Source organism: Actinopolymorpha sp. B17G11, from assembly GCF_040196095.1.
Taxonomy (GTDB): domain Bacteria; phylum Actinomycetota; class Actinomycetes; order Propionibacteriales; family Actinopolymorphaceae; genus Thermasporomyces.
Window position 1 is genome coordinate 17,742 of the sequence record NZ_JBEFTW010000030.1, and the last position, 12,748, is coordinate 30,489.

The window sequence follows — 12,748 nt, forward strand, 5'->3', positions numbered from 1 at the left end:
CGTGAGAGGCGTCGTCGGCGTGATCAGAGGAAGAGCTTCGGCAGGTACTCCGGCTCGCGCGCATACGCCTCGCGCTGGCCAAGCGCGACCGGATACATCGCCGCGTGGCTCTCCCGGGCCGCGGCCACGAGGGGTTCGTACTCCCGGTGGCAGATGTCGACGAGGCCGATGTTGTAGTTCTCGCCGTCGAAACGGCCCATCGCCGACTGGTCGTAGAGCGTGAAGTAGTGCGCGCCCACGCACCACGGCTGTGCCGCCGCGTCCTCCAGATAGAGCCGGAACGCCTGCCCCCGGGCAGCCTGGTCGGGGACATGGCCGATCCCGCTGGCCGGCAGTCCTGCGTCCAGGGCACCGAAGTGCCACTCGCCGATGAGAATCGGGCGCTCGAGGGCGTCGCTCACCTTGGCGAGGTCGGCCGCCGGCACCCGCTCGCGGTAGCAGTTCATGCTGAAGACGTCGAACGACGCCATGCCCGCGAGCGCCCAGGCCGGCGGCACCGTGTAGTAACGGGCGCCGAGGTTCAGATGGTGAGGGTCGACCGCCCGGCAGGCTCGGCTCAACGTGTCGAACAGCTTCGCCACCATGACTGCGCTGAAGTCGGCGAGGTCCTGCTCCGCCTCGGTGGTCAGCTCGCCCGACCAGGGGCGCTCGCCGATCGCTGTCAAGCTCTCCTTGCCTCCCCAACTCGCGGACAGTCCGGCATCGTCGCCGTACCGGTCGGCGAGCCAACCGACGAGCTCCCGTCGGGTCGCCGAGTTGCCGGGGCTTCGTACCATCCCGGCGGCCGGCGTCTCGGTCGCGAAGCCCCAGGTCGGCTCGTTCATGAGGAAGTAGCCGATCAGCGCAGGGTCGTCCGCGGTGTCGCGCAGCTGCTCGGCAAAGGTCTCCGCGTCGGTCGCGAACCCCGGATGGAAGACGTCGGGGAAGTCGCGGTAGACGGTCGGCGTCCGTCGCCACGTCGGCTGGAGGGGTCGTACGTACGGGAAGCCGGCGGCCCGCGCGATCTCCCAGTCCGACCAGTTCGCCACCGTGTTGAACCCGGCCCGCCGCAGGGTCGCGAGTGCGAGCTCGGACCATGCCGACCACCAGCCACCCGCCCCGAACGCGCGGATCAGGTTCGTCCCCAGATAGTTGACGACCAGGGAGCCGTTCCGGCCCGTACGAATCGCATCCGCATAAGGGCCGGCGCGGTGCGGCGTCCACTCGAGTGCCGCCTCGAGGCCGGTACACGTACTGTCAATGACGCCTTGCACGCAGTTGGGCCCACTGGACCAGAAGAGGTGCCCGTCGGGGTCGACCAGCCACCACCGCCGCCCGTCGTGCTCGGCCCGAAAGTAGCCGGTGGCCGCGCGGCGGCCCTCCGCGCACCCGCCCCACGAGGAGTAGCCCGCAGGCCAGCGCGCCTCCCCGGCGGCGGCCAGCTGCCGGCGGAGCCGACCGCTCGCCTCGGCGACACTGCGGGTCTTCGACGGCCAGTCGTGCAGGGTGCTCTGACCGAGTTCGTCGAGCAGCGGGCCGCGAGGCAGCAACGGCTTGTCGAGCAGAGGCGGCGCGTCCGGCGCCATGCACAGCGGCGACATCGACCAGCGCACCGGGCCGGGCCCCTTACGGTGCACGGTCAGCTCGATCCGGTCGACCCGGGCGACGTCAACGGCGTCGCCCCAGCACAAGGGCTTGAGCCAGGCGCCTTCGCGGCCGAGGAGCCACTGTTTCTGGTCGGCAGCCGAAAGCGGGATCCGCATCCGGGCGGCGCACTGGTTGAGCAGGCCGAAGCTCACGACGAAGACCGGCCCGTGCCCGCCCTCGCGCAGGGTCAGCTGGAAGACGGCGAGGTGGACTCCGTCCAGCAGCAGGTCGGCCGTGAGGTACGCCGACGCGTCGAGTGACCCTGGCTCGACGCGATAGCTGAGCCCGTCGCCGACGTCGACAGCGACGTATGCCGTCGCCTCCGGCAGCGTCTCGGCCGGCCCGTCGTCGCGCAGTCCCCCAAGGAACTCGCCGACCACCAATGCGGATGAAGCGGATGACATGCCTGCTCGCCCCACGACCCGGACCGACCCGCCCCTAGCCGAGGGCCGGGACGACCGTGTCGTCGTACCAGCCCTCGCTCGCGGCGAACGCCTTCAGCGGGCTGCGTCGGCTCGTGCCACCTCCGCAGGTGTGGAGCGCCGCCGGACCCGCAACGCCAGGAAAGCTCATCTCGACCCACCGTTCGTCTGCGAATGCGAGGGCGGCACCGCAGGAACGCACGCGACCTACCGCGGGCGGCACCGTGTCGACGCTGACGCGTCAATGCTCGCCCAACGACCTCGATCTCTCAACAAGATCGTGCGGCCGTAGCCGGCACCCACGCGTTCCACATCGCGGTCGCCACACCTGGTGCGGCGACCGCGATGCCACCGGTGGCCGGAAACAACGTGGCACTGCCGTCCTCCGCACGTACGACGGCACCGGCCCGCGCCGCGATGAAGACCGCGGCGAGGACGTCGATCGGGTGGAACTCACCGATCACCCCTGCCGCCGCCCGCCCCGCCGCGACACTCACCAGGGAGAGGGCCGAGGAGCCCATGATGCGGGTCGTGCAGTGCTGCGCGGACAGCCGCTCGAGCATGACGTCCATGCCGGGCCACGGGCGGTAGGACGCCCACTCCGTGACCACGACCTCGCCTGCCAGGCTGGACACGTCCCGGCAGCGAAGGGGAACACCGTTGCAGGTGGCGGGTCCGCCCCGGGTCGCGCTGAAGACCTCGTTCCGGAACGGATCCGCGACGACACCAACGACCGGTCCGGCACCGTCGGCCAACGCGAGACTGAACGAACACCACGGCAGGCCACTGGCGTAGTTGGTGGTGCCGTCCACCGGGTCGACGTACCACGTCGGGCCTCCGCCGTCCGCGGGCTCGCCGCCGTACTCCTCGCCGACGACGGCATGGTCGGGGAACCGGGCCTCGATCACCGCCCGGACATGGCGTTCGATCTCGCGGTCGGTTTCCGTCACGAGGTCGGCGTCGTGCGCCTTCGTCGTCACCGCGGTCGGGCGGCCGCGGACGATCCGCTGGCTGGCCCATTCGGCGAGTTCGAGTGCCGTCGCACTCTCCTTGTCGTACGAGCGTGCACTCATGGCTGTCCGTCTCCTACCGCTCGCTCGTGCCTGCCATGGGAGGTGTGGGTTGCGATGAGACCATGATCGCATCGCCGTCGGCCCCCGTCATGCGAATCCTCCCAGCGGTCTGCCGACCGTCGTCTTCACGGTCCGGTTCCGCCCGTGCGCCGGTCCGGCAGTGTCCGGCCCGCCCAGATGAAGCCGTCGTCGCGGGCGATCGTCACGGTGGAGACGAGCCGCCTCATCTCGCATCGGGGCGAGAGCTACCGCGCTCGTCGCGCGTCATCTCACTTCACGCCGGCCTCGTGCATTCCCCGCAACTCGCGCTTCAGCTCGCTGATCTCGTCGCGGAGCCGGGCCGCGATCTCGAACTGCAGCTGCTCGGCCGCGACCCGCATCTGGTCGTTGAGCTGCTGGATGAGGTCGGCGAGATCCGCTGCCGGCATCGCGGCGAGGTCGCGGGCGTGGCGCCCCGCCTCCCCCGGGCTGGCCAGCTCGGGCACCGGTGCCTTGCCGCGGGTCTGCTGCCGGCCGCCACCGCCCAGGAGTTTCTGGGTGTCGGCGTCCTCGCGCGCCAGCATGTCGGTGATGTCGGCGATCCGCTTGCGCAGCGGGGTCGGATCGACGCCGTTGGCCGTGTTGTAGGCAACCTGCTTCGCCCGCCTCCGGTTGGTCTCCTCGATGGCGCTCTGCATCGACGGGGTGATCGAGTCGGCGTACATGATCACCTGGCCGGAGACGTTGCGTGCTGCCCGGCCGATGGTCTGGATCAGGCTCGTGCCCGAACGCAGGAAGCCCTCCTTGTCGGCATCGAGGATCGCGACCAGGGACACCTCCGGCAGGTCGAGACCCTCGCGGAGGAGGTTGATGCCTACCAGGACGTCGTACTCCCCCATCCGGAGCTCGCGCAGCAGCTCCACCCGACGCAGCGTGTCGACCTCGCTGTGCAGGTAACGCACCCGGATGCCCTGCTCCAGGAGGTAGTCGGTGAGGTCCTCGGCCATCTTCTTGGTGAGGGTGGTGACCAGGACACGCTCGGACTTCGCCTCGCGGAGCCGGATCTCGTGGATGAGGTCGTCGATCTGTCCCTTGGTGTTCTTGATGACGACCTCCGGGTCGACGAGACCCGTGGGGCGGATGATCTGTTCGGCAACACCGTCGGCCTTCGCCATCTCGTACGGCCCCGGCGTGGCGGAGAGGTAGACCGTCTGCCCGATGCGTTCGAGGAACTCCTCCCAGCGCAGCGGGCGGTTGTCCATCGCCGAGGGCAGCCGGAAGCCGTGCTCGACCAGCGTGCGCTTGCGGGACATGTCGCCTTCGTACATGCTCCCGATCTGCGGCACTGTCACGTGCGACTCGTCGATGACGAGAACGAAGTCCTCGGGGAAGTAGTCGAGCAGGCAGTGCGGTGCCGATCCGGCGGCCCGGCCGTCGATGTGCCGCGAGTAGTTCTCGATGCCGGAACAGGTTCCGATCTGCTGCATCATCTCGATGTCGTAGGTCGTACGCATCCGCAGCCGCTGTGCCTCGAGCAGCTTGCCCTGCCGCTCCAGCTCCTGCAGCCGCTCGCCCAGCTCCACCTCGATGTCGCGGATCGCGCGGGCCATCCGCTCCGCACCCGCAACGTAGTGGGACGCCGGCATGATCATGGTTTCCTGGTCCTCGGAGAGGATCTCGCCCGTCACCGGGTGCAGCGTCGACAGTCGCTCGACCTCGTCACCGAAGAACTCGACCCGGACGGCCATCTCTTCGTACTTCGGGAAGATCTCGAGGGTGTCGCCCCGGACGCGGAAGGTGCCGCGTGCTCCGGAAGCGTCGTTGCGGGAGTACTGCATCTCGACCAGCCGGCGCAGGAGCTTGTCGCGCTCGACCTCGTGGCCGACCTTCAGGGTGGTCATCTGGCCGAGGTACTCATCCGCCGAACCGAGGCCGTAGATGCACGAGACCGAGGCGACGACGATCGTGTCACGCCGGGTCAGCAGCGAGTTGGTGGCGGAGTGCCGCAGCCGCTCGACCTCATCGTTGATCGAGGAGTCCTTCTCGATGTAGGTGTCGGACTGCGGGACGTAGGCCTCCGGCTGGTAGTAGTCGTAGTAGGAGACGAAGTATTCGACCGCGTTGTCGGGAAAGAAGTGCTTCAGCTCGTTGGTGAACTGCGCGGCCAACGTCTTGTTGGGTTCCATCACGAGAACCGGACGCTGGAGCTGCTCCACCACCCAGGCGATGGTCGCGGTCTTGCCCGTGCCGGTCGCGCCCAGCAGCACGACGTCCCGCTCACCGGCCTCGATCCGGCGGGCGATGTCCTCGATCGCCTGGGGCTGGTCGCCGGAGGGCGCGAAGTCGGAGACGACCTTGAAGGGGGCGACGTTGCGCCTGATGTCGTTGAGCGGACGCATGAAGCCACCGTAGCCCGCCCCTCCGACAATGCGCCCCGCACCGGCTGGGAAGGCCCGCCACGGTCAAGCTGACGCGGCGCGCTTCTCCAGCTCCGCCCACACGCTGTCGGCCTTCGTACGGAGATCATCCAGGTCGCCGGCGTTGTCGATCACGATGTCGGCGGCGGCGAGGCGTTCGTCCCGGCCGGCCTGGGCGGCGATCCGGGACCGGGCGTCCCCGGCGGTCATCCCGCGGGTCTGGCGAAGGCGTTCGACCTGGACGTCCTCGGGCACGTCGACCACGACCACCACGTCGAAGCGGTCGGCCTGCCCGGTCTCCACCAGGAGCGGGATGACGTGGACGACGACGGTCCCGCGGTCCGCGGCCGCCTCGATGTCGGCCGCCCGGGCCCGCACCCTTGGGTGCACGATCGCTTCCAGGCGCCTACGTGCCTCGGCGTCGGCGAACACGATCTCGCCAAGAGCCGCGCGATCAAGAGAGCCGTCCGGACGGACGACCCCGCCGCCGAACTCCTGAACGACGCTCGCCAGCCCATCCGTGCCCACCTCGACGACCTCGCGGGCCAACCGATCCGCGTCGACGACGAGGGCGCCATGCCCCGCCCACACCCGGGCGACTTCACTCTTGCCCGACCCGATCCCACCGGTCAGCCCCACCCGCAGCACGCCGCGGAGACTACCGGACATCCGTGATCAGGACAGGTCGACCTGGCCGAGCTCGGCTGGGCTCAGCCGTGCGCCACGACCTGGGCCATCGCCCGCCGGGCGCGCTCCAGGCTGACCGCCAGGGGCTCGTCGAACCTCGCCGGATTGAAGGGCGCTCTGGTCGACACGTAGAGACCACCGCCGACCTGTTCGACGTGGGCGCCCGAGTAGGCCTGAGCAACCCCCACATGCAGCCTGGACAGGTCGAACCAGGCGTCCAGGAACAAGTCGGGCTCAGGCGTCACCAGCAGATCCTTCGGCGACAGGAACGGAGCTTCGAGGACGACCGAGGCATACAGCGGCCGCAGCGTCACCGCGAGCGCGATGAGCAGGTCCCGCAGGCGGTCGCCGAGTTCGTAGGCGACCTTCTCGTCGGTGTAGGGACGCTCGAACACCGAGCCGTCCACGACGACCTCGATCGGGTCGGCATCGAGTAGGGCGAGAGAGGTCATCGGCGAGCATCTGCGTACGACCGGATCGTGCAGCCCGTCGAGCCGGGTGACCACATCGCGCACCTCGGCAACCAAGGCGTCGTCCCGGCGTCCGGGAACGAACAGCCCAACGCCCGCTGGTTGCCATCCGAGCTCGTGCACACCCCCAGTGTCGCCGACAAGACAGCGTCCGGACAGGGGCGCGACAAAGTGGTGCTCCGCATTGAGACCTTTCCGGCTGTGCAGGTGGCCATCCGGCCCTGCCAGGTCGGGCGGTACGGCGAAATCCCCAGCAGATACGGCGGTTCCCACCGAATTCCGGACGGCTCGCCATCAATCGTCCAGAGCCGCAGGGCACGGTCCGGCCGGTGGGTCGGGCGGTCCTTGTCGGACCCCTGACATCTGCCTGCGACCTCGCGGGAAGTACGCATCGCGATGTATAACGAGATCCATGGCTGACGTGGAGATCCCGCGCGACGAGGCCGAGGCCGCGCTGCAGACCCGCCGTGACCTTGGCGCGGAGTACGAGCCCGCGATCGTCGAGTCCTTCGTCGAACGCATCGACAAGGCCATCGAGGCGCGGGTCGCCGACGAAGTGGCGAAGCGAGTCGGCGACGCCGGTGCACACGAGAAGGCCCTCGCGAAGGCCGCCTCGCTGCGTTCTGGTCAGGCGCTCGCGCTCGCGATCGTGTCGATCGTCATGTCGATCCCACTCACCGCGATCGCCGCCGATACGAGTGTCGCCCTGGTCCTGTTGATCTGGGGGGCGATCGTGTCCATCAACCTGATCTTCGCCCTGGGCGGCCTGGCGAGCCGCCGCCGGCGCTGACCCGCCACGCTCATAACGCTGAGAAGGCCCCGTCCTCGCGGACGGGGCCTTCTCGGCGTGCGAGTCCCCTGCGGGTCCCAGCAGGTGGTCCTAGCCCTGGCCGGTGAGCTTCTCCCGGAGTGCTGCCAGCGCCTCGTCGGACGCGAGCGTGCCCTCCGCCGGCTTGGCGGGCTCGCTGGAGGCGTAGGACGACGGTGCGGCCGCCGACGACTCCTCGCCGCCCTCGTCCAACTCGGCCTGCTGGGCCGCCTCGATCTGCTTTTTGTGAGCTTCCCAGCGCTGGTGGGCCTCCGCGTACTCCCGCTCCCACTGGTCGCGCTGCTGCTCGAAACCTTCGAGCCACTCACCCGTCTCGGAGTCGAAGCCGTCGGGGTACTTGTAGTTGCCCTGGTCGTCGTACTCGGCAGCCATGCCGTAGAGCGTCGGGTCGAAGTGCTCCCCGATCGCCTCGGCACCCTCGTTGGCCTGCTTGAGCGACAGCGAGATCCGGCGCCGCTCCAGGTCGATGTCGATGATCTTGACCATGACGTCGTTGCCGACCTGGACGACCTGCTCCGGGATCTCCACGTGCCGCTCGGCCAGCTCGGAGATGTGGACCAGGCCCTCGATGCCGTCGTCGACCCGGACGAACGCGCCGAACGGCACCAGCTTGGTGACCTTGCCCGGCACGATCTGGCCGATCTGGTGCATCCGCGCGAACTGCTGCCACGGGTCTTCCTGCGTCGACTTCAGCGACAGGGACACCCGCTCGCGGTCAAGGTCGACGTCGAGCACCTCGACGGTGACCTCCTGACCGACCTCGACGACCTCGCTCGGGTGGTCGATGTGCTTCCACGACAGCTCGGAGACGTGCACCAGGCCGTCGACACCGCCGAGGTCGACGAACGCGCCGAAGTTGACGATGCTCGACACGACGCCCTTGCGGATCTGGCCCTTCTGCAGCTGGTGCAGGAAGTTCTGCCGGACCTCGCTCTGGGTCTGCTCGAGCCACGCGCGCCGGGACAGGACGACGTTGTTGCGGTTCTTGTCCAGCTCGATGATCTTGGCTTCGAGCTCCCGCCCGACGTAGGGCTGCAGGTCGCGCACCCGCCGCATCTCGACGAGAGAGGCCGGCAGGAAGCCGCGCAGACCGATGTCGAGGATGAGACCGCCCTTGACGACCTCGATGACGGTGCCGGTGACGACGCCGTCCTCCTCCTTGATCTGCTCGATCGTGCCCCAGGCGCGTTCGTACTGCGCGCGCTTCTTGGACAGGATCAGCCGGCCTTCCTTGTCCTCCTTCTGCAGGACCAGCGCCTCGACTGGGTCGCCGACCTTCACCACGTCGCTCGGGTCGACGTCGTGCTTGATCGACAGCTCGCGAGCCGGTATCACGCCCTCGGTCTTGTAGCCGATGTCGAGCAGGACCTCGTCCCGGTCGACTTTGACGACGGTGCCTTCGACAATGTCACCGTCATTGAAGTACTTGATTGTCTCGTCGATCGCGGCGAGGAAGGCCTCCTCCGAACCCACGTCGTTCACCGCTACCTGCGGCGTCTCCTGCTGGGCCGGTGCTGTGTCGTTCAGCGGGGCCTCGATGCTGCTCGTCATCTGGATGGTGGCTCCGATATGGCGTGGTCGTCGTCTCCTGCGCGCGTGGACCCTTGGATCAAACTGCCGATAGAGTCCTCGTCGCTGCCTGGCGCCGGAACCGGGTGATTTCGACAGGTAAGAGCGCGAGCCTGCTCCGTCCGAGGTCGCACAGGCCCACAACGCTCATGTCAGGATACGGGGGCCCTGTGATCAGGGTCAACGCAACCCCGCGTAACGGGCAAAGATCAACGCAGTGAAGCCCGGCTGGGTTCCCTCCGGGCGTGCTCTTTCGAGTCTTCGATGCGGCTGTTTCAGCGCCATGTCGGACGGCCAGCGGCAAGGTTACGGTATCGGCTCATCTCGCGCAGAAGCCGGCACGCCTGATCGACGACGGGAGTTCCCCCATCCCGGGCGGCCAGGTCGACCAGGGCGAGGAGATCGACCGCCCGGCCGAGCTCGACGAACTGCGGCGAGACGGCAGGAGCCAGAGCGGCGAAGGTGGCGACGACGGCCGTGCAGAACGCCTCGTCGGTCTCGAACCTCAACAGGTTGCCGACGTCGGTGTAGGGCGATCCGCTGTGTGCGTACTCCCAGTCGACGAGCCCGGTGATCTCCCCGGACGTGGGGTCGACGAGCAGGTTCTTCGGGTTGACGTCACTGTGGGCAAGGCACGCCCGGTCAGGCGCGGCGTCGAGCAGATCCTGGGCGTACCGGGCGACTTCGAGCAGCCCCGCCAAGTCATCGTCCGACCACTGGGCAAAAGCACCGCGGCCGCGGTGCGCCTCCACCCAGTCTTCGAGGCCAGCACCGCTGGTCGGCCACGGCTGGACCGCCAGATCGGCCCCCACGAACTGCCCGGACCGCAGGAACGGAATGCCGACCAGGCGCGCGAGGAGACGGCCGGCGCTCTCGCCCGCCGCCCGGCGCTTGGCCCGAGGCGCTTCGGCGAGCCAGAGATCCATGCGTTCGCCGGGTAGTCGCTCCGTCAGCAGGAATGCCGGAGCGGGCCCCTGCGTACGCATCTCGAGGATGCGCGGCACCGGGATCAGGTCACGCAGGAGGGAGTGGAGAGCGGCGTCGACCACGGCCCGGTCCGGGTTTCGGACGTACAGACGGAGTACCGCCTCCTCCCCCGGTGCCCCCACCAGGAAAGTCTCCCCGCTGTAGCCACCGGAGAGCGGTCGGGCATCTACACCGAGGAGGTCGCGGGCCGCGCTGAGCAGGGGTCCAGGCGGCGGCGTGAGTCCGGGGCTGCGACCGGGGCCGTGACCGGGGCTGGGGCTGCGACCGGGGCTGGGGCTGCGACCGGGGCTGGGGCTGCGACCGGGGCTGGGGCTGCGACCGGGGCTGGGGCTGCGACCGGGGCTGGGGCTGCGACCGGGACCAGGGCTGGGGATCTCCCCCTGGTCAGGGGCGTGAGCCGAGGTCTCGTCGGCCACCATCGTCAGTTCGCCGGGGTCAGGAACGCGGCGAGTGCATCAACGTACATACCCGGATCCGCCGCGCCGCACATCTCCCGCGCCGAGTGCATCGCCAGCTGGGGTGCACCCACGTCGACCGTGGTGACGCCGACGCCGGCCGCGGTCATCGGACCGACCGTGGAGCCGCAGGGGAGGTCCGCACGGTTGACGAAGCGTTGCAGCGGTACGCCGGCCTGCTCGCACGCGTGGACGAACGCCCCGGTGCCGCGGGCGTCCGTGGCGTACCGCAGATTGACGTTGACCTTGAGCACCGGCCCGGCGTTGATCCGGATCGGGTGCTGGGGCTCGTGACGTTCGGGATAGTTCGGGTGGGTCGCATGGGCCATGTCACCGGACGCGCAGATCGAGCCGGCGAGCGCTCGGAGCAGGTCCTCCCGGTCGCCGCCGGCCGCGAGCACGATCCGTTCGAGCACGGCCGGCAGCAGGGTCGAGGCGGCACCCCGGTCGGAGACGCTGCCGACCTCCTCGTGGTCGAAGAGGACGAGAACGGGGACGCTGCCCTCGGCCGGTGCCTGGACGGCCCGCAGCAACGCCTGGAGGCCGGCGTAGGTCGTGCCCAGATTGTCGAGGCGTGGCGCGCTCACAAGATCGCCGTCCCGCCCGATCCGACGGCTCGGAGCCAGGTCGTGGGTCATGAGCTCCCAGCCGAGGACGTCGGAGGTCTCGACCTTCAACTCCTCCGCCACGAAGCCGGCGAAGTCACCCGGAGAGGTGCCGACACCCCAGACGGGGAAGAGATGCTGCTGGGGGTTGAGCCGGACACCGGTCTCGCGGATCTCCCGATCGAGATGGATCGCCAGCTGGGGAACCCGGACGATCGGTCGATCGACCTTGAGCAGGTGCTCGGCGACCCCTTCGGGCGTACGGACCGACACCCGTCCAGACAGGCCCAGGTCGCGGTCGAGCCAGGAGTTGAGCAGCGGGCCGCCGTAGGGCTCGGCGGCAAGGAGCTGCCAGCCCGCCCGGCTGGTGTCCGGGTGCGGTTTGATCCGCAGGTTGGGACTGTCGGTGTGAGCCCCGACGATGCGGAACGATGTGCCGGGGCCGTGTGCGGACTCTGTGCTCCAGGCCACCAGGGAACCCGCCCGGAGCGTGTAGAAGCGCCCGGGTTCGCGGGGCCAACGGGCCGTCTCGTCCAGCGCGGTGAAACCGACAGCCTCCAGGCGGTCGGCCACCTCGGCACATGCGTGGTAAGGCGAAGGGGCCGCGTCGACGAACGTGCACAGGTCGTCGGCGTGGAAGAACGGGTCGACAGACTGGTCATCGGCTCGGGCGGCGGTCATGTCGAGCATCCTAGAAGCCTGACGTGACAGGAGGCGCATCGTGCCTGGACCCGGTGAGCCGGCGGGCGAGATGGCGGGCGATCGGGCGAGTGATCCGTACGCGCCCGCAGCAAGCGTCCATGCCAATCGCGGTTGGTGGGACGCCAGTGCCGACGGGTACCAGAGCGAGCACGGGGACTTCTTGGGAGATTCCGGCTTTGTCTGGGGACCGGAAGGCCTCGACGAAGCCGACGCCCGGCTGCTCGGTGACGTCCACGGCCGTGGCGTGCTCGAAGTCGGCTGTGGTGCCGGGCAGTGTGCACGGTGGTTGCGTACGCAGGGCGCTGTCGCGGTGGGGGTGGACCTGTCGTGGCGCCAGTTGCAGCACTCTCGACGACTCGACGAGGTGACCGGCGTGGGGGTGCCAGCGGTGTGCGGCGACGCGGGCGCCCTGCCGTTCGCGGACGCGAGCTTCGACCTCGCCTGCTCGGCGTACGGCGCACTGCCGTTCGTCGCGGACGTCGACGCTGTCATGGGCGAGGTGGCGCGGGTGGTGCGGCGGGGTGGGCGGTGGGTCTTCAGCGTGAGCCATCCCGTCCGGTGGGCGTTCCCCGACGACCCGGGCCCGCGCGGGTTGGTGGTGCGGCAGTCCTACTTCGACCGAACGCCGTACGCCGAGACCGACGAGCGAGGCGCTCTCACCTACGTCGAACATCACCGGACACTGGGCGACTGGGTCCGAGCGCTGACCTCTGCGGGCTTCGTCCTCACCGATCTCGTCGAGCCGGAGTGGCCGGACGGCCACGAGCGGACCTGGGGCGGCTGGAGTCCCCTACGCGGCCGGCTCATCCCGGGAACGCTGATCCTCAGCTGCGTCAACCGCGGCTAGACGGTATGCAGAGGCATTCCGTCTAGCCTGGGCGGGGCGGCACAGCGAGCCAGCCAAGGGCCGAGCAGATGTTGCCCGCG

The 12,748-nt window shown here is 69.3% G+C and carries 11 protein-coding genes; 2 read left to right on the forward strand and 9 right to left on the reverse strand.

Going from position 1 to position 12,748, the window contains the following annotated elements; all coding sequences use genetic code 11:
• Positions 1–23 precede the first annotated feature (23 nt).
• The 6 genes from ABN028_RS25825 to ABN028_RS25850 form a co-directional block, all read right to left on the reverse strand.
• On the reverse strand, positions 24–2,030 hold the full coding sequence (locus ABN028_RS25825) for a hypothetical protein (protein ID WP_349698409.1): 2,007 nt from the start codon (positions 2,028–2,030) through the stop codon (positions 24–26).
• Between the two features lie 34 nt (positions 2,031–2,064).
• Positions 2,065–2,199, reverse strand: coding sequence for a hypothetical protein (locus ABN028_RS25830; RefSeq protein ID WP_349698410.1), 135 nt, complete (start codon positions 2,197–2,199; stop codon positions 2,065–2,067).
• A 118-nt stretch (positions 2,200–2,317) separates the two neighbouring features.
• Positions 2,318–3,121 (reverse strand): inositol monophosphatase family protein, encoded by an 804-nt coding sequence (locus tag ABN028_RS25835; protein WP_349328058.1) that lies wholly within the window; start codon positions 3,119–3,121, stop codon positions 2,318–2,320.
• 269 nt (positions 3,122–3,390) lie between these two features.
• Entirely contained in the window at positions 3,391–5,499 is a 2,109-nt protein-coding gene (uvrB, locus tag ABN028_RS25840) for an excinuclease ABC subunit UvrB (protein ID WP_349698411.1), read from the reverse strand.
• Between the two features lie 63 nt (positions 5,500–5,562).
• Positions 5,563–6,186 carry a dephospho-CoA kinase gene (gene coaE, locus ABN028_RS25845; RefSeq protein ID WP_349698412.1) on the reverse strand — a complete coding sequence of 208 codons (624 nt, stop codon included), beginning with the start codon at positions 6,184–6,186 and terminating at the stop codon, positions 5,563–5,565.
• 41 nt (positions 6,187–6,227) lie between these two features.
• Complete coding sequence (locus ABN028_RS25850) at positions 6,228–6,797, reverse strand: hypothetical protein (RefSeq protein WP_349328055.1); 570 nt, start codon at positions 6,795–6,797, stop codon at positions 6,228–6,230.
• Positions 6,798–7,086: 289 nt separating this feature from the next.
• On the opposite strand from ABN028_RS25850, the gene ABN028_RS25855 reads away from it, so the two are divergent.
• Entirely contained in the window at positions 7,087–7,464 is a 378-nt protein-coding gene (locus ABN028_RS25855) for a hypothetical protein (RefSeq protein WP_349328054.1), read from the forward strand.
• A gap of 90 nt (positions 7,465–7,554) precedes the next feature.
• Here the strand turns inward: ABN028_RS25855 and rpsA are convergent, their stop codons facing one another.
• From rpsA to ABN028_RS25870, 3 genes are all read right to left on the reverse strand, one after another.
• Positions 7,555–9,054, reverse strand: coding sequence for a 30S ribosomal protein S1 (gene rpsA / locus ABN028_RS25860; RefSeq protein WP_349328053.1), 1,500 nt, complete (start codon positions 9,052–9,054; stop codon positions 7,555–7,557).
• A 293-nt stretch (positions 9,055–9,347) separates the two neighbouring features.
• Positions 9,348–10,478, reverse strand: a complete 1,131-nt coding sequence (locus ABN028_RS25865) for a phosphotransferase family protein (RefSeq protein ID WP_349698413.1) — start codon at positions 10,476–10,478, stop codon at positions 9,348–9,350.
• 2 nt (positions 10,479–10,480) lie between these two features.
• Positions 10,481–11,800 carry a M18 family aminopeptidase gene (locus ABN028_RS25870; RefSeq protein WP_349328051.1) on the reverse strand — a complete coding sequence of 440 codons (1,320 nt, stop codon included), beginning with the start codon at positions 11,798–11,800 and terminating at the stop codon, positions 10,481–10,483.
• Between the two features lie 40 nt (positions 11,801–11,840).
• Between ABN028_RS25870 and ABN028_RS25875 the strand changes: the two genes are divergently transcribed.
• Entirely contained in the window at positions 11,841–12,668 is an 828-nt protein-coding gene (locus ABN028_RS25875; protein WP_349698414.1) for a class I SAM-dependent methyltransferase, read from the forward strand.
• Positions 12,669–12,748 lie beyond the last annotated feature (80 nt).

What these genes read in the sequence shown, in the direction of transcription:
- ABN028_RS25825 (WP_349698409.1), bottom strand. Translation starts at nt 2,030, where the DNA reads ATGTCATCCGCTTCATCCGCATTGGTGGTCGGCGAGTTCCTTGGGGGA.
- ABN028_RS25830 (WP_349698410.1), bottom strand. Translation starts at nt 2,199, where the DNA reads ATGAGCTTTCCTGGCGTTGCGGGTCCGGCGGCGCTCCACACCTGCGGA.
- ABN028_RS25835 (WP_349328058.1), bottom strand. Translation starts at nt 3,121, where the DNA reads ATGAGTGCACGCTCGTACGACAAGGAGAGTGCGACGGCACTCGAACTC.
- uvrB (WP_349698411.1), bottom strand. Translation starts at nt 5,499, where the DNA reads ATGCGTCCGCTCAACGACATCAGGCGCAACGTCGCCCCCTTCAAGGTC.
- coaE (WP_349698412.1), bottom strand. Translation starts at nt 6,186, where the DNA reads ATGTCCGGTAGTCTCCGCGGCGTGCTGCGGGTGGGGCTGACCGGTGGG.
- ABN028_RS25855 (WP_349328054.1), top strand. Translation starts at nt 7,087, where the DNA reads ATGGCTGACGTGGAGATCCCGCGCGACGAGGCCGAGGCCGCGCTGCAG.
- rpsA (WP_349328053.1), bottom strand. Translation starts at nt 9,054, where the DNA reads ATGACGAGCAGCATCGAGGCCCCGCTGAACGACACAGCACCGGCCCAG.
- ABN028_RS25865 (WP_349698413.1), bottom strand. Translation starts at nt 10,478, where the DNA reads ATGGTGGCCGACGAGACCTCGGCTCACGCCCCTGACCAGGGGGAGATC.
- ABN028_RS25870 (WP_349328051.1), bottom strand. Translation starts at nt 11,800, where the DNA reads ATGACCGCCGCCCGAGCCGATGACCAGTCTGTCGACCCGTTCTTCCAC.